Genomic DNA, 16,953 nt, shown 5'->3' with positions numbered 1-16,953 from the left:
CCGTCCACACGTTCTGACCGTCTGCACGATCTGAACGTCCGTCCGCGCGTGCCGACCTGTCCTCCGGCCCCCCGCCCGCCGCCGATCGGCCGACGAGCGTCGCTCGACCGAAACCGGCGGTCCGCCCGGGAGTGTAGCACTACGTACGTTCGCCTTGACGGACGGTGAATCCCCGGCCTCATGACAGGGCTTCGCCCGTCCCGGACCGCGCCTTCCGGGACGGGCGAAGCGTCCTCAACGCCGTGGCGTCACGACCATGCACACCCGGCCATCACGCCCCAGCGACACCTCAGTCACCAACCGGCCTGTCCGTCGACACCTCGACGGCCCGGCCTGAACGGTCAGTGGCGGGCCGGGCGGACGCGGCGGCCCAGCCCGAGCGCACCGGCCACGGCGGCCAGCATTCCGGCGACCGCCAGCGTCCACATCGAGCCGGCCTCGGCGCCGTCCGCGATCGTCTCCTGCGCCGCGACGTGCTCGACCTGCCCGAGCTTGCCCGTGTCCGGCAGGCCCTTGGTCGCCGTCTTGAGCTGCGGGACGACGGGCTTCGCCGGCAGGACGTGCCCGTCCGGCACGCCGGGGACCTTCGCCGCCGCCAGGTGCCGCGACGCGCCGCCCGCGTGCAGCCCCTTGACCAGGCCGTCGGTCTTGGGGAGGGCGCCGGTCTTGGGCAGGGTGGACGTCGGGGACTGGCGGCCCGTCTGGGGCACGCCGCCCGTCTTCGGCAGACCGTGGCCCTTGAGCAGGCCGCCGGTCTTCGGCGTGGCCGCGCCACCGACCTTGGGCAGCTCGGCGGCCTTGACCGCCTCGCGCTTGCCCGACGCGGAGCCGGCGACCCCGTTCAGCCCGTCCACCTTGGACGGGACGGGCAGGGTGGACGCGCCGGGGAACGGTTCACCGGCGAGGGCCATCCGGTGGTGGGGGTAGCCGTCGTCGCCGCCGGGGTAACCATCGTCGTCGCCGGGGCCGCCGTCGCACAGCGCGGCGGCGAAGCCGATGACGGCGGCGGCGTTGCCGCACACGGTCGATTCGAGACTGATCGGCGCGTTCGCCTGGTTGCCGGACAGGACCCCGCCGGCGCCGGACGTGACCTGGTCGCCGGAGCCGCCGCCCGCGTGGGCGCCGCCCTCGCAGAACGCGGCGGCATGGCCGACCACGGCGACGGCGTTGCCGCAGATGGTCGGGACGATGCTGATCGGGGCATTGACCTGGTTCCCGGCGAGGACACCGAAGGCGCCGTCGGTGAACTGGCCGCCCGAGCCGCCGTCCCCGGTGGACGCGCCGCCCTCGCAGCCGGCCAGCGCGTGACCGGCGACCGCGGCCGCGTTGCCGCACACGCTCGACGCGGCGCTGACCGGCGCGTTCGCCTGGTTGCCCGCGAGGACGCCGCCCGTCCCGTCGCTGACTTGGCCGTTCGTGCCGCCACCGGTCTCGGCGCCGCCCACGCAGGCCGCGTCCGCGTGCCCGATGACGGCGACCGCGTTGCCGCAGACGTTCGGCGCGACGCTGATCGGCGCGTTGGCCTGGTTCCCGGAGCCGATGCCGCCCGTACCGGACGTCGCCTGCCCGCCGGAACCGTGCTCGTGGACCTTGGCGCCGCCCACGGAACCGCCGGACGCGGCGCCGATCGCCGCCACGGCGTTGCCGCTGACGTCGGCGGGCGCGGAGATCGGCGCGTTGATCTGGTTGCCGCCGAGGACGCTGCCGCTGCCGTCCGTGATGCCGGTGGAGGCGCTGGCCGGGATCGCGCTGACGCCGAGAGCGACAAAGCCCGCGGCGAGCACCGCGGCACGAGATGTGCCCTTTGCCCACGTTCGCATGATGCTCCGTTCATGAAATGGGGGGATCGAGACGCACGGTCGTGTGGGTCTCGTGGGGGGACGACATGCCGCGCGGAAGTCAGGGCACGGCACGTCCCGTCCCGGACAGGAGGGGCCCCGGGCATGCCGGGCCGGCCCCTGCCGGGGAGTCAGTGATCAGTGATCAGTCGGGCGCGAAGGACGGCTCGTCCGCCGCGGTGCGGACGGCCGGTGGCACGGCACCCGGAAGGCGCCCGGAAGGGGCTCGCGCCGGGACCGGCGCCCACGCCACGGCGCTGGGAAAGCCCGCGGTGACGCCGGACATGGCGAGCCCACCGGCGACAGAGTGATCGTCGGGCCGCTCAGGCGCAGGCACGGGCGCCGGATGGTGCCGGACGGTGCGCTGCACGGACTGGCCGCCGTCCGTCCCTACGGACCGGGCGGACACGGCGTCGGGCGTCCACCGATGGAGCGGCACGGACACAACACCGGCGTCGGGCACGCTCGCGGAGACCTCCGGCTGGAGGGGCGCCGCATCGGGCGTCACCAGCTCCACCGCAGGCTCCATGGCCTCCCCGGCGTCGGCCGGTGGCGGGCTCTCCACCACGGCCTGCACCACGTCCGGCATGGGCGGGCGCTCGGTCGCGGTCTCGACCGCGCGCTCCAGCGCGGGCGCCTCCGCGACCACGTCCGGGGAGGGCACGGGCACCTCGTCGGCGTGCGCCGACTGCGCGACGCACCCGAGGATCCAGCCCGCGATCAGCAGCCCGCCTAGAACGAGCAGCCGCCGGACGACCGCGACGCGGCGCGACGGGACGGCGACCGCCCCAGCCCGCGCCGCGTCACGTGCCACCGATCAACCTCCGTCGCGCCCAGAACGTCTTCAACGAACGGTGACGTTAGCACCACGGAGCGCATTGGCGCGGGCGAATTCAGGACCGATCAAGGAATTTGTCGAGAACCCGGACGCCGAAGCGAAGGCCGTCCACGGGAACGCGCTCGTCGACGCCGTGGAACATTCCGGAAAAGTCCAACTCTGGGGGAAGTTTCAGCGGCGCGAAACCGAAGCATCGCATTCCCAGCCGGGCGAACGACTTGGCGTCCGTCCCGCCGCTCATGCAGTAGGGAACCGGCAGCGCACCCGGATCCTCCGAGGTCAGCGCCGCCTCCATCGCCGCGACGAGCGCCCCCTCGTAGTCCGTCTCGAGCGCCTGGTCATGGACGACGAAATCCCGCTGGACGTCCGGACCGAGAAGTTCGTCCACTACCGCGAAGAACTCCTCCTCATATCCTGGAAGGAACCGTCCGTCCACCTGCGCGGTGGCCGTCTGCGGAATGACATTCGTCTTGTATCCGGCATCCAGCCGCGTCGGATTGAGCGTGTTCTTCAGGGTCGCGCCGATCATGCGCGCCATCGGCCCGATCTTCTCCAGGGCCTCCTCCGGCCGCTCCGGATCGAACTCCACCCCGTAGGCCATGCACACCCGCTCCAGGAACGCCCGCACGGACTTCGTCAACCGCACCGGGAACTCGTACGCCCCCATCCTCGCGACCGCCGCCGCCACGGCCGTCACCGCGTTGTCCGGGTGCACCATCGACCCGTGCCCGGCCGTCCCGTTGGCGGTCAGGTTCATCCACGCGATGCCCTTCTCCGCCGTCTCGATCAGATACATCCGCCGGTCCCCGGGCACGGTCAGGCTGAACCCGCCGACCTCCCCCACGGCCTCGGTGCACCCCTCGAACAGCTCCGGATGCTCCCTGACCAGGTACTGCGCCCCCCACGTGCCGCCGGCCTCCTCATCGGCCATGAACGCGAGCACCACGTCCCGCGGCGGCCGCCGCCCCTCCCGCAGCCGCTGCCGCACCACCGCGAGGATCATCGCGTCCATGTCCTTCATGTCCACGGCCCCGCGCCCCCAGACGCACCCGTCCGCGATCTCCCCGCTGAAGGGATGCCGCGTCCAGTCCTCCTTGCGCGCGGGCACCACATCGAGATGCCCGTGCAACAGCAACGCGTCCCGTCCCGGGTCCTCCCCTTCGATCCGCGCCACCAGACTCGCCCGCCCCGGATGCGACTCGAAGATCCGGGCCTCCAGCCCGACCTCCTCAAGCTTCTCCGCGACGTACTCCGCCGCCACCCGCTCCCCCGGCCCCGAATGATCTCCCGGGTTGCTGGTGTCGATCCGGATCAACTCCTGGCAGAACTGGACGACCTCGTCCTCAGCGGTCGGCTGCTGGGCCACAGTGCTCACCTCGCGTAGTCGCGTACCCCGTCCCATGGTGCCCGTCGATCGACTTCGCCGCGACTCGCCACCTTTGGTATGGTGAACCCCGCCGCAGCCCACTGCGGCCTGCAACCGGTCCGGGTGGCGGAATAGGCAGACGCGCTAGCTTGAGGTGCTAGTGCCCTTCACGGGGCATGGGGGTTCAAGTCCCCCCTCGGACACGCACCGACCGCACATGTGGGGGCTCCGGGATCACACGGGCCTCCACTACGTGTTTCTGGGGATAGTAGGTCATCACCAAGCCCAGTTGCTGGTAGAGGTCGGCTTTGTCTTCGGGATTGGCGTTGATGGCCAGTTGTGCCAGGTCCCCGGTTCGCTGGAGCAGGTCGGCGATTTCGTCCCGGGAGATACCTGATCCGCGTGGGATGGTCTTCGCGGCGTGTTCCAGCCGGGCGCGTTCTTGCTTAACGTCGTTGATCCAGTTGGTGACTTCCGCCGGGTCGGCTCCCGCGTCCAGCGCCGCCCGGTACTGGGCAAGGCTGCGATCACATCGGGAGAGTTGTTTGCGCAGGTCGGCAGCCTTCTGCGCGTCGGGATCGGTCATCTGGTCGGTCATCATGTCGATGACCGACGCGATCCGGTCCGGCGTGAACGCGGTCGCCAGCCATCCGTCGACCTCGCCGAGGATCTCCGCTTCACGCAGGTAGACCACTTTGGGATGGTCCAGCTCGTTGACCACGGCGTATTCGGTGGGGAACCGGCACCGGTAGTAGGCCTGCTGGTTGTTCCAGTTCCCCTGCATCTTGCGGGTGCAGTAGCCACACGAGAGGCACCCTCGGAAAGCATACGGGCGCGGGGTCGGGTTCCCCTTCTTGGTGTAACTTCCACGGGCTCGTGATTGCCGGAGTTGCTGGGCTCGTTCGAAGTCCTCGATGCTGACGAGAGCGTCGTGAACCTGGTATTCGGACCAGATCCAATCGGCGCGGTCGTTCCATCGCATCTTGGTGGTGTGCCCGAGGGCGACGTCATCGACGTCGATGAGGACCTCGTCCTTGCGTTGCTTGTTCCAGATCTCCCGGCCGGTGTACCGGGGGTTGTTGATGATCGTCCGGACGGCCGACTTGGACCAGGCGAGCTGATTGCGATGCGGGTTGCGCGCCGGGTCGCTAGCGGAGGGGCAGGGGATGCCTTGCCGGGTCAGTTCCTCGGCGATGTCCATCAGCCCGCGCCCCCGCTGCTTGATGTACTGCGCGAAGATCCACTTCACCACCAGGGCGTGGACCGGATGCGCCGCCAGCCGCTTGAGCCGCTTGCCATCGGCTGCCTTGGCGGGATTGGGATGTGGACCTGCGTCCACGAGCTGGTAGCCGTAGGGCGGACGCCCACCGAGGTAGCGGCCTTCGGTGGCCGTGATAGCGGCCATCGCCGACCGAACCCGGACCTTGATCCGGTTCCGCTCGCCCTTGGACAGGCCCCCGAACACGCCCATGATCATGTCGTGAGCTTCGTTGCCGGGGTCAATGGGCCCGCCGACTTCAGGTACCCAGAGCGGGACCTTGAAGTGTTCGAAGATCGGGAAGGTCAGGGAGTACTGGTTGCCGTAGAAGGCGCGGTGCGGCTCGCCGATCACCACCGCGTCGAAGTTGCGCCGGAGGTCTTTGAGTTCCTCGATCAGCAGCGAGGCGTGCGGACGTCGCGGCCAAGGAATCGAGCGGGACTTATCGACGTCGAAGAACTCGGCGACGATCACCCCGTCCTTCGGCTCGATGAGCCCGCGGGCGCGGCGGAGTTGCCAGGCTCGCGAAGCCTGGGGGTCTTGGTTGTCCTCGGTCGAGACCCGACCGTAAAACGCGAACCGAAGGCGCGGCAGGACTGCAGCGGCGGGTTTCACCACAGCGGCGCCGGCCTCCGGTAGTGCGGAGGGTCTGCTGGCGTGGTTTCGCACGGTCTGGTGCTGCGGATCGATGTCCTTTTCGGTCACGACGTGCTCCCCTTGGTGATGGAGTACGCCGGATGGCGAAGCGTTCTCCGATCCGTACGGCTATTGATCGTGAACCTGATCATTTCTTGCCTGGCGCCTTTCAGCTCCTGATGGGTCTTCAGCGGCTTTGAGCAGGATTCGCAGCAGCACCTTGGCGGCACCAGGGTTAAGCCGTGGAGGCTGGTCTGGTGGGACCAGGTGCAGCTTCCTTCCATTGCCAGTCACGGTCGTCCCGCGGAAGAACCAGCACCCATGCGGCGCGCGTGCCCTGAGGGGTGGCCGCTACCGCGGGAACCGCGACGGTTCCGGTATCGACGCTGGTCTCGGCCGTGGAGGTCAAGCCTCATCCATGCCCGGATGTGGGGCACCGTGACGGGTGGAGCGATGCATTGGGGTCGGCCCGGCGGGGTGGTCAGGTGCCAGGCGTCACCACACCGATAGGCACGCAACCGGCTGCCGGGGGCGGCGATGCGCGCGGCATGGCGGGCCGTGCGGCGTGTGGTGTAGCGGGCGCGTCCGCACCGTCCGCACAAGCCGAGTTGGAGGATGGCCAGCATCTCCAGCACGCGGTTGTGCCCTGCGTGCTTGCCGTGTCGGTTCTCGGTCATCGGCTTGCCTCCGGCAGGTCCGTGGCGCGGTGGAAGATCAAGAGGTCTTCGTGTGCGGTGGCGCAGGCCGGAATGCCTCGGTCGCGGGCCCGGCGGGTTTCGAGCATCTGGAAGAAGGACGCCCGGTTGACCAGCCGGCCGTCACGCAGGCCGGCCAGTAGGGCGGCGCACCGCCCGACGAGCACAAGACCGTTTCTGGTTGCGGTGTCGATGACCTGGCCGGGTAGATCGATCAGCTCGCCATGGACGCGGATGGGGCGGACGGTCACCGCGATCACGCCTCGGGGCCGGAGCAGGTCGGCGCTTCCGGCCAGGATCTGGCCGAAGCCGTCCAGGAGACCCGGGAGGGGTTGGTGGGCGAGGTTTCCGCGGTCGGTGGAGTACCGGCTATTGCGCTTGATGATCTTGCCGCCGCCGTTGTCGCGGCCAGAGCGGATGTGCCCGTGCGTGCGAGATCCGTACGGCGGTGAGGTGAGCACCAGCGCTACCTGGCCGTGCAGGGAGCGGTAGATGGTGGCGATATTGCGGGCGTCGCCGCACGCCACCTGTGCCCGGCCGGTGGCGCCGTGGGCGCGGGCGTGCCGCAGGTTGCCCAGGGTGAGGTGGACGAAGTCGGGTTCGTACTCCACCCCGGCGGCGTCGCGGCCCAGGTGCGCGGCTTCGACCAGGGTGGTGCCGATCCCGCACATCGGGTCGACGACCAGGTCACCGGGGCGGGTGAAGGAGTCGATGACGGTGGCGGCGATGGCGGGCAGCATCTTGCCGGGGTGGCGCATCGATTCGGGCGTGTAGCGGCCCTGGCGTTGCAGCCGGGAAGGCCGCTGCCCGGTGGCCAGTACCGATGCCGGCAGCGGTGAGATGGGGACGTTCTGCTTCATCGGGCGTCCCCGTCCTGCCGGTCCCGGAGGTCTGTGGTCGGTTTGGTGAACAGGCACACGTCGGCGTGGACGCTGACGGGCGGCGGCAACGCACCGGAACGGGCGTCGCGCAGTTCGGCCAGGTCGGCGGGCCCGGACTGGACGACCAGGGCGTCCCCATCGACCGGGACGCGTAGCGCGATGACGTGCTGGGCGTACCGGAAACCGAGCCCCTGGGCCTGGCGGATGATGCGCGGCGCCGGGTCGATGAGGCGTCCGGCCTGGTGGCGGGCGGTGGTGATGATCGCCAGGACCCCGCCAGGGCGCAGCACCTTCCACGCCGCGGCCAGGAACAGGCCGAGCTGTTCGGCGCTGAGCATCCACAGGTCGGCCCGGCACGCCGGGCAGCCGCGGTCCCCGACCCGGCGAGGCGAGCGTCCGCCGGTCTCGTACGGTGGCGGTGCGGCGATCACCAGCGCGACATCGTCGAGGTGGTCGGCCAGGCCGCGGACCATCTGATCCGGGCGGGTCGGGCGCATCTGCACCCGAGCAAGCTGGGCTGGGGTGAGGGTGGTGCGCAGCCGGGTTCCGATGTGCTGGGCGAGCGGGAAGTGCGGGACCAGCGCGATGCCGCGTCGGTCGAGGTGAGCGGCGGCGGTCAGGGTGGCTTCGCTGGTTGTGAATCCTTCAGCGACCAGGTCACCCTCGCGGGTGCAGGTGTCGATCAGGTGCGCGGCCAGTTCCCGGCCGACCGACCGCCGGTGCGCCAGACAAAGCCGCTTGGTGGCGACGACCGTCTGATCAGGGTCATGCGCGCGGTCGGCGACGCCGTGGTGGCGGGTGCTGGGCGGTGTGGAGTCGCTGATGTCCGAGCACAGCCAGACGGTCAGCGGCACCATCCTGCGCCCGGCGGGGCCGGTGGTGCCGGTTCCTGTGGGTGAGTGGTTCGGGTTGGACGGTGTGTGGTTCATCTGCTGGGTGACCCGAGACGGCCACCCGATCCCCGTGCACCGATGAAGCACCGCCATCCGGCCCGATCTTCACCCCGGACCCGGGTCACGGTCCGGTCAAATTCACGCCGCCGCCCGCCTCTGGACCACGCCCGGGACGCATCAATCCGCAGCACGGAGCCAGAGGATGTTCGATGCGGCGGTCACCAAGCCGAGCGTGACACCGTGGGCGGCGAGCAGCCCCAGCGTGACCGCGGCGTGGCCATAGGCGATCGGCCTTTAGGAACGACTCGCGGAGCTCGTTGGTGGCGGCGGTCGGGCTCTGATCCATCGCCAGCGAGCCTGATTGTCGCAGCGGTATCACTCTTGGTAGCCACGTGTGGTGATCAATGACCGGAGTTCAGATCCGAAGGCGCGTGTGCCTCCCTTGCCCGACGAGCCGTGGCGTGTTCGCCCTCACCGTCGTCTGAGGCGGCGCCGCGGCCTCCGCCTGGGTGCGCCTCTGATCAGCGCCATGGTGGCTTCCGTCGGCACTGCAGCCGTGCTGCATCTCGGCGACGCATCGCCTCCGGGGTCACCGCGCCCTGCCCCGACGGCAAGCGCGGGGACGAGCAATGGCCTGCGGCCCAGCCCGTCCAGGTCCGCGCCACCTCTCGTCCACGAGCAGCCCGAACCTCGCGGCCGCACGCAGGCCCAGGCCGGCCATGGTGACCGGTCGGCATCCCCAGAGAACGGTCCCGGACAGCCTGAGGCCACCGGTGCGCGGCGCTCTCGGGCGCCACGCCCTCGGACCGGGAAGGGCCGCAACAGCTCGATCCCGCACCGCTCCGTTTCACCATCTCTTCAGCCGGAGAGGCCACGTCGGGCACCGGCGTGGGTTCACGACGAATGCCACCGCCGGTACCCCCACGACTCCACCCGCCGAACCGCGTGCATCGCCGCACTAGGCGACTACTTCCGCCGGTGACCGGCATCGCGCCGCCGTGACCGGCTGACCGAGCGCTGAACTCCAGCAGCCGTCGTCGACCGTGACCCAGGCGCCCGGCTTGTACTTGTGGCCGAAGAACTTCTGAGAGCTTCCGGGTCCTTCTTCATCGATCGCGGTCTGGTCAAGTCTTGGCAATCGCTCTCGGTTGGTCGGCGAATTCTGGGCCCGAGCGCGGTGCTTCAGGGGTGCCTGTCGAGATCACCGGTGCTGGTGGAGCCGACGCGGACGGTCTCAACCCGGTCCCCGCCGCATCCAACCGTCACCTCGCGTTCCTTCAAGGAGGACACCCACGCGCGCCGGTCGCACCGTCACCGGTGATCTCGCCTGGCAGCTCCTACTCGCCGTCGAACATTCAGGAGACGCGCTGCCATGCACTCCCACAACCGCTCACGCCTTGCCATCCGTCGCGCGCAGCGACCCACAACCGGCCAGCCTGCCGCAGGGCTTTCCACACCTGAGAGCCAAGGGGGTCGGCGTCCCGGTCGGGGCCGTCTGGTGGCGGCGTCACTGTTGTGGACGGGCGGGTGCGCGGCTGCAGCGCTTCTGGTGCCGGGGGTCGCCGAGGCTGGCACGAGTTTGGCCGCGGCGGGGTCGCTGGATGAGGTGATCCGCAATCTGCGGAACGTGATCGTCGGGCTCCTGGTGGGGTTGGCGACGTTGTTCGCCACGATCGGCGGCGCCCGCCTCATGCTTGCCGGAGGCGATCCGGGTGAGGTGGAGGCCGCCAAGAGAACGCTGCGGTACGCCGCGATCGGGTACTCGGTCGCGGTGCTTGCTCCGGTGCTGGTCAAGCTGCTGCAGACCATCGTCGGCGGGCCCTCGTGACGCCCTCCACCATCCCGCCTCCGCCACCCTGGGCAGTCGGGCTCAGGTCACTGCGGACCTGCGCGGCCAGGGTCGCGGCGATCGTGGCGTTGGCGGCCTGCGCCTGGTTGTGGGTGTCGGTACAGCCTTCTCGCGCCGGAGCCGATCCCGCACCGAGCCCGACCCCCGCGGCACCCGTGCAACCTTCACCGGGAGTACCTCCCACTCCCCCTGCACCGCAGCCGTCGTCACCGTCACCGTCACCGTCACCGGGATCACCACCGACGCCGACCGCCCCAGGCGCCCCTGGTACGGGCGGGCAAGGCGCAGGTGGTGCAGAGGACGAGTGCGGGTTCGCCGATGTGAGCTGTATGGCCAAGCGCGCGGTGAACGGCTGGTTCTCCGATCTGGTGTCGTCTGCGGCCAAGCCGATCTTCGGCACCCTGCATCAGTCCGTGCTGGGCACCCCGGAGATGGACTCACCGCAGATGACGCGGGCGCGTGACTTGTGGGCCGTGTCGCAGACGATCGCCAACACCTGCTTCGTTCTGCTGATCACCGCGGGCGGTGTATGGCTGATGGCCGGGCACAACCTGCCCGGCGCCGAACTCACCCCCGCCCAACTGGCCGTCCGGATCGTCGGGGCGTTCCTGGCCTCCAACCTCAGCCTGATCCTGATCGGACACGGCATCAGTTTCGCCAACGGCCTCGCCGGAGCGTTCCTCCACGCGGGCGCGGAGTCGACCGATCCGAGTGTGGTCGCCGACATTGTCGCGGGATTCGTGGCCGCGAGCCTCATCCCGGGTTCACCGTTCGGCGCACTGATCGCGCTGGGCGTGGTGGTGCTGGCGCTGGGCGTGGTGTTCACCTACGCCATCCGGCTGGCACTGACCATGGTGCTGATCGCGGCGGCACCGGTGGCATTGATGTTCCACGCGCTGCCGCTCACCGACGGGCTGGCGCGGCTGTGGTGGCGCGGGATGAGCGGGCTGCTGGCGATCCAGGTGTGCCAGGCGCTGGCGCTGGCGACCGCCTACCGGCTGCTGTTCACCGAAACCGACGACACCAGCGACCAACTCCTCGGGATGCCCACCGACAACGACTTCACCGATCTGCTGGTGGCGGGATGCCTGCTATGGGTGCTGCTGCGGATCCCGTCCTGGGTCGCGCGCACCGTCTGGCGCCCCGCACAACCGCGCATGCTCGGTGGCCTGCTGCGCAGCCTGATCGTCTACCGGGGCCTGGGTGCCTTGCTCGGCGGCCGACGCCGCACCGCCGTACCCGCGTCGGTGGAGAACCCGCCGCCTGTCCAACCACCGCCAGCACCGCCGCGCCGACCACAGCTGCCCAGCCCTCGACCTCCGCTTGCTCTTCCCGCAGGCCCCGCAGGATCTGCGGGACCTGCGACGCCACCACCGCCGAATGAGCCAGGCGAACCCGAGACCGGACCCGAAGGAGACCCACGACCGATGCAACTGGCGCTCCCGATCCCGCACCCGCCTGCACCCGCAAGGCCGGGGACCCAACGGCCGGTGCAACTGACCTTGCCGATCCCGGTCACCCGTGTCCGCCAGCCGACTGTGCCGCCGCCGGCCGCCGCTCCGGCGCGGCCTCGGGCGCGGTCGCGGCAGCTGATGTTGCCCGGAATGCCCAGACGGCCGGTGCCGCACCGGCAGCTGACCTTGTGGATCGACCCGCCCAAGCGCCGGAGGAGCAAGTGAGCAACGAGCAGGGCCAGCGGCCGATGGCTGTGAAGATTCCGGCTGACGTCGATCAGCCCGACAAGATCCTTTATGGGCTCACTGCCCGGCAGCTGGCGATCTTGGGCGGGACGGTTGCGGTGGTGTTGTGGCTGTGGCTCACCTTTCAAGCGGTGGTGCCGTTCCCGGTCCTGGTCGCGGTGGCGACGCCGGTCGCGGCGGCCGGGATCGTGCTGTCGGTCGCCCGCCGTGACGGGATGGGCCTGGACCGCTACGCGGCCGCCGCCCTGGCGTTCATGCGGAGCCCGAAGGCGCGGGTTGCGGCGGGTGAGCCGGTGCAGCCGCCGCCGTCGTGGTGCCGGATGCGCGGCCGGTTGCCTGCGCCGTTGCGGCTCCCGGTCCGGGCCGTTCGCCATGACGGGGTGATGGAACTGGCCGACGGCGGTGGTGTCGCGGTGATCGTGCGGGCCGGCACGGTGGCGTTCAGCCTGCGTACGGCGGGTGAGCAGGCGAGTCTGGTCGCCGGGTTCGGGCGGTGGCTCAACTCGCTGGACTCCCCGGTGCAGTTGCTGGTCCAAGCCCGTCCGGTCGACCTGTCCGGTCTGGCCGACCACATCACCGCTCAGGCGCCGGAGCTGCCGGATCCCGCTCTGGAGCAGGCGGCGGGTGAGCATGCGGCGTTCCTGACCGAGATCGGTACCGCGCACGATCTGCTCGTCCGGCAGGTCCTCATCGTGATCAGCGACGGCCCGCCTGTTTCTGCCTCCGTGCCGTGGTCGAAGGCCCAGCGGCAGCGAACCACCCGGGAAACGGGGGCGCAGGTGGTATTGCGACGCGCCGCCGAGGCCGTGCAGGCGCTGGCCACGCTCGGCGTGGCCGCCGAGGTCCTGGATGCCGATGCGTGCGTGGCGGTGCTGGCCGAGTCGCTATCCCCAGGCGGGCCTCGTCCTGTGGATAACGCCGCTCCAGATGAGCTGATCAGTGTCAAGCAGGAAGGCACCACATGATGCGCGGGCCCGGCGGCCGTCTCGGAGTCCTGCATCGGTTCAGGTCTGGCGCTGGCCCCGGTGAGGTCAGCGATGGTGATTTGTCGGGCATGGCCGGGCCCGGCGCGCTGCGGGTGAGACCGCAGTCGGTGGAGTTGCCGGACGGGGTGTGTGCCTCGTTCACGGTGGCTGGGTATCCGCGGGAGGTCGGCGCAGGCTGGCTGGAGCCGCTGCTGACCTACCCGGGCCGCCTGGACGTGTCCCTGCACGTGGAGCCGGTGCCGCCGCTGATCGCGGCGCAGCGGCTGCGCAAGCAACTCGCCCGCCTCGAATCGGTCTCCCGTACCAACGCCCAGCATGGGCGGCTAGCCGACTTCGCAGCCGAAGTCGCCGCCGACGACGCGGCCGAACTCGCCGCCTCACTCGCGCGCGGGCACGGCCGATTGTTTCGGGTCGGCTTGTACCTGACCGTGCACGCCGCCGACGACGCGAGCCTCGACGGCGAAGTGCAACGGGTGCGGGCACTAGCGGCCTCGCTCCTGCTGGACGCCCAACCCACCACCTTCCGCGCCCTGCAAGGCTGGACCACTACTCTGCCCCTCGCGCACGACAGCGTGAAAGCGCGGCGAGTGTTCGACACCGCGGCGCTGGCGGCGGCGTTCCCGTTCACCTCCCCGGATCTGCAACCGCGGCTCGGCGATACTCCGGTGCTGTACGGGCTGAACGCCTACTCCTCCGGCGTAGTGGTGTGGGACCGGTTCGCCCAGGACAACTACAACTCGATCACCATCGCCCGCTCGGGCGCGGGCAAGTCCTACTTCACCAAACTCGAAACCCTGCGGCTGCTCTACCAGGGCGTGCACGTCGCCGTCATCGATCCCGAAGACGAGTACCGGCGCCTGGCCGGCGCGGTCGGTGGTGCCCACATTCCGCTCGGCGCGCCCGGGGTGTGTTTTAACCCGTTCGATCTGCCCGCCGGGCGGGGTGAGGACACGCTCATCCGGCGGGCGCTGTTCCTACAGACGCTGATCGCCGGAATGCTCGGTGAACCGCTGCCCCCGGCGGCGCGGGCGGTGCTGGACCGGGCGACCCTCGCCGCCTACCAGGCGTGCGGCATCACCGCCGACCCGCGCAGCTGGAAACGCCGCGCACCGGTGCTGGCCGATCTGGCCCTCGAACTGGAGCGCATGGGCGAGGGCGGCGAGGTGGAGGCGACGGATCTGGCCGCGCGGCTGGCGCCGTATGTGACCGGGTCCTATCGAGGACTGTTCGCCGGGCCGACCACCACCCGCCCCGAGGGCCACCTGATCGTGTTCTCGCTGCGGGACCTGCCCGAGGAGACCCGCAAGGTCGGGATGCTCCTCGCCTTGGACACGATCTGGCGGCACGTCACCGACCCTTCCGATCGGCGCCGGCGGCTGGTGGTGGTCGATGAGGCCTGGACGCTGATGCGCGAGGACGAGGGCGCCCGGTTTCTCTATCGGTTGGCCAAGTCCGCCCGCAAGCACTGGGCCGGGCTCGCGGTGGTCACCCAGGACGCCGCCGACCTGCTCGGCTCCGATCTGGGGCAGGCGGTCATCGCCAACTCCGCGACCCAGATCCTGCTCCGCCAAGCACCCCAGTCCATCGACCGTATCGCCGCCGCGTTCGACCTCACCGACGGGGAGAAGGCGTTCCTGCTCACCGCCGACCGCGGGCAGGGGCTGCTGTGCGGGACCGCGACCGGTGCCGATCGGGCCGCCTTCAGCGGCATCGCCAGCCCGCACGAGCACCGGCTGACCACGACAGATCCCGCCGAACTCGCCGCCGTCGACCGTGATGACACCACCGACGTGCGAAGGGAGACTCTGCCGTGAACGTGCCGTTGCAGGGCACCGCGGATCTGATTCCAGGACTGCCGCAGGATCCTGGCCAACTCCTTGAGCTATTCACGCACTACGGGCCGGGCGTCGCGATCGGCGTTTTTGCCGGTGCTTCGGTGGTGGCGGCCGCTCGGTGGACGGTGTGGCGGTGGCGCAACACCCGGCTCGCGCCCGGCGCACGGATCATCGAGATCGCGGTCCCGCCGAAGGTCGAGGACGGCAGCGCCGCCGCCTGGTGGGCGCACCTGATCGGTCTCACCCTGCCCGCGTGGAAACGCGTGCTGTTCGGGCAGCCACATCTGGCATTTGAGTACTTGGCCGACCACACCGGTGTCCGTTTCCAGGTCTGGGTGCCCGGCACCGTCCCGCCCGGGCTGGTGGAGAAGACGATCCGGTCGGCCTGGCCCGGCGCCACCCTCACCACCCGCGCCGCCACGGGACCGCTCCCCGTTGACGCCCAGGCCGCCGGGGGACGGCTGGTCCTCGGGCGTGCAGAGCACTTCCCGCTCACCCACACCCACGACTCCGATCCGCTGCGAGGGCTGCTGGGCTCAGCGTCCGGACTCGCCGACGGCGAGCACCTGGCCGTGCAGATCCTGGCCCGCCCGGCGACCGGGCGGCGGTTGCGGCGCGCGCACCGGGCCGCTGCCGCACTGCGCGGAGCCCACTCCACCGCACCCCAAGCCGCCCTGTTCGACCTGCTCACCCCCGGCATGACCGGCCGCCGGGAACCCGCCGACCTGGCGCGGCAGTTCCCCGAGCGGGCCGAGCAGGTCCGCGCAATCCTCGCCAAGGCCGCCCAGCCGCGGTTCGAGACCGCGATCCGCTACGGCGTCGCCACCCGCCACCCCGATCAGGCCGAGGCAGGGTGGCTGCGCGCGCACGCCCACGAAGTGGCGTCCACGTTCGCGCTGTTCACCTCCGGCCACCAACACCTCCGCCGCAGACGCCTCCGCCGCCCCGCCGCCCGGCTCGCCGACCGCCGCCTGCACCGCGGCTTCCTGCTGTCGGTGCGCGAATTGGCGGCGCTGGCGCACTTGCCCTACGACCTGGCCGCGCCGGGTGTCACCCGCGCCGGCGCCCGCCCCGTCGCGCCCTCTCCCGCCGTCCCGGTCTCCGGCCCCGGTGTCCGTGTGCTCGGCGACTCCGAGGCCGGGGCACCGCGACCGGTCGGGCTGACCGTCGCCGGCGCCCGCCAGCACCTGCACGTCCTCGGCCAGACCGGCGTCGGCAAATCAACCTTCCTGGCCAACCTCATCCTGTCCGACGCCGCTGCGGGACGCGGCGCACTGGTCATCGACCCTAAAGGCGACCTGGTTACCGACGTACTGGACCGGCTCCCCGACCGCGCCATCGACCGGACCGTGCTATTCGATCCGGCCGACCGGGGCCGCCCGCCCTGTCTCAACGTGCTGGCCGGAGCGGATCCGGCGTTCGCGGCCGAGTCGATCATCACCACCTTCCGCCGCTGCTTCTCCTCCTCCTGGGGGCCACGCCTGGACGACCTGCTCCGCTCGGCCTGCCTCACCCTCACCCGCGTCAACGGCACCCGCGCCACCCTGGCCGACATCCCCCGCCTGCTGGTCGACACCCCCTACCGCGCCCGCGTCACCGCACGGCTGGAGGACGAACTGCTGCGCGGGTTCTGGGCGTCCTACGACGAACTCACCCCCGCCGCCCGCGCCTCGGTGATCGGCCCGGTAATGAACAAACTCCGCGCCGTCCTGCTGCGGCCCTTCGTCCGCGACACCCTTTCTGGCGGCGCGTCCACCATCGACCTGGGCGGCATGCTCGGCACCGGCGGCCTCATCCTCGCCCGCCTCCCCAAAGGCGTCCTCGGCGAGGACGCCGTCCGGCTGCTCGGTTCGCTGCTCCTCGCCCACACCTGGCAGGCCATCACCCCACGCGCCACCCAAGCCGAAGTTGAACGCCGCGACGCGGCCGCCTACATCGACGAAGCCCACAACTTCCTCAACCTGCCCGGCTCCATCTCCGACATCCTCGCCGAAGCCCGCGCCTACCGCTTCAGCCTCACCCTGGCCCACCAGCACCTATCCCAACTCCCCAAAGACCTCCGCGACGCGATCTCCGCCGACGCCCGCAACAAGATCTACTTCGCCGCCTCACCCGAAGACGCCACCGACCTCGCCCGCCACACCGCACCCCTCCTCGGCCCGCATGACCTGTCCCACC

11 protein-coding genes and 1 tRNA gene are annotated in these 16,953 nt (G+C 70.7%); 6 read left to right on the top strand and 6 right to left on the bottom strand.

The window, feature by feature from the left end:
• Nucleotides 1-341: 341 nt before the first annotated feature.
• From E1264_RS06510 to E1264_RS06500, 3 genes are all read right to left on the bottom strand, one after another.
• Nucleotides 342-1,820 carry a chaplin family protein gene (locus tag E1264_RS06510; RefSeq protein ID WP_132170588.1) on the bottom strand — a complete coding sequence of 493 codons (1,479 nt, stop codon included), beginning with the start codon at nt 1,818-1,820 and terminating at the stop codon, nt 342-344.
• A gap of 163 nt (nt 1,821-1,983) precedes the next feature.
• Nucleotides 1,984-2,652 carry a hypothetical protein gene (locus tag E1264_RS06505; protein ID WP_132170586.1) on the bottom strand — a complete coding sequence of 223 codons (669 nt, stop codon included), beginning with the start codon at nt 2,650-2,652 and terminating at the stop codon, nt 1,984-1,986.
• A 79-nt stretch (nt 2,653-2,731) separates the two neighbouring features.
• Nucleotides 2,732-4,078: a M20/M25/M40 family metallo-hydrolase gene (locus tag E1264_RS06500; RefSeq protein ID WP_132170584.1), complete on the bottom strand. Its 1,347-nt coding sequence runs from the start codon at nt 4,076-4,078 to the stop codon at nt 2,732-2,734.
• An 81-nt stretch (nt 4,079-4,159) separates the two neighbouring features.
• Here E1264_RS06500 and E1264_RS06495 point away from each other — a divergent pair.
• Nucleotides 4,160-4,245: transfer RNA gene (locus E1264_RS06495), tRNA-Leu, on the top strand.
• Here E1264_RS06495 and E1264_RS06490 read toward each other — a convergent pair.
• From E1264_RS06490 to E1264_RS06480, 3 genes are all read right to left on the bottom strand, one after another.
• On the bottom strand, nt 4,227-6,005 hold the full coding sequence (locus E1264_RS06490) for a recombinase family protein (protein ID WP_207935752.1): 1,779 nt from the start codon (nt 6,003-6,005) through the stop codon (nt 4,227-4,229). The two genes, E1264_RS06495 and E1264_RS06490, sit on opposite strands and share 19 nt — an antisense overlap.
• 604 nt (nt 6,006-6,609) lie before the next feature.
• On the bottom strand, nt 6,610-7,491 hold the full coding sequence (locus tag E1264_RS06485) for a DNA methyltransferase (RefSeq protein ID WP_132170582.1): 882 nt from the start codon (nt 7,489-7,491) through the stop codon (nt 6,610-6,612).
• A complete protein-coding gene (locus E1264_RS06480; protein ID WP_132170580.1) occupies nt 7,488-8,441 on the bottom strand; it encodes a hypothetical protein in 954 nt (317 codons plus the stop codon). Before E1264_RS06480 ends, E1264_RS06485 begins: the two co-directional genes overlap by 4 nt.
• Before the next feature lie 1,462 nt (nt 8,442-9,903).
• Between E1264_RS06480 and E1264_RS06475 the strand changes: the two genes are divergently transcribed.
• The 5 genes from E1264_RS06475 to E1264_RS06455 all read left to right on the top strand — a co-directional run.
• Nucleotides 9,904-10,233, top strand: coding sequence for a pilin (locus E1264_RS06475; RefSeq protein ID WP_207935751.1), 330 nt, complete (start codon nt 9,904-9,906; stop codon nt 10,231-10,233).
• Nucleotides 10,234-10,583: 350 nt separating this feature from the next.
• Nucleotides 10,584-11,933, top strand: a complete 1,350-nt coding sequence (locus E1264_RS06470; RefSeq protein WP_165964037.1) for a hypothetical protein — start codon at nt 10,584-10,586, stop codon at nt 11,931-11,933.
• Entirely contained in the window at nt 11,930-12,919 is a 990-nt protein-coding gene (locus tag E1264_RS06465) for a PrgI family protein (protein ID WP_132170576.1), read from the top strand. The genes E1264_RS06470 and E1264_RS06465 overlap by 4 nt, the downstream gene beginning before the upstream one ends.
• A gap of 89 nt (nt 12,920-13,008) precedes the next feature.
• Nucleotides 13,009-14,754, top strand: coding sequence for an ATP-binding protein (locus E1264_RS06460; RefSeq protein WP_132170574.1), 1,746 nt, complete (start codon nt 13,009-13,011; stop codon nt 14,752-14,754).
• A partial coding sequence (locus tag E1264_RS06455; protein WP_132170572.1) for a type IV secretion system DNA-binding domain-containing protein occupies nt 14,751-16,953 on the top strand: 2,203 nt, incomplete at its 3' end. The genes E1264_RS06460 and E1264_RS06455, both read left to right, overlap by 4 nt.

The organism is Actinomadura sp. KC216 (genome assembly GCF_004348535.1).
Classification (GTDB): domain Bacteria; phylum Actinomycetota; class Actinomycetes; order Streptosporangiales; family Streptosporangiaceae; genus Spirillospora.
Note: the sequence above shows the minus strand (reverse complement) of the source record. Positions and strands in the feature narration are given on the sequence as shown.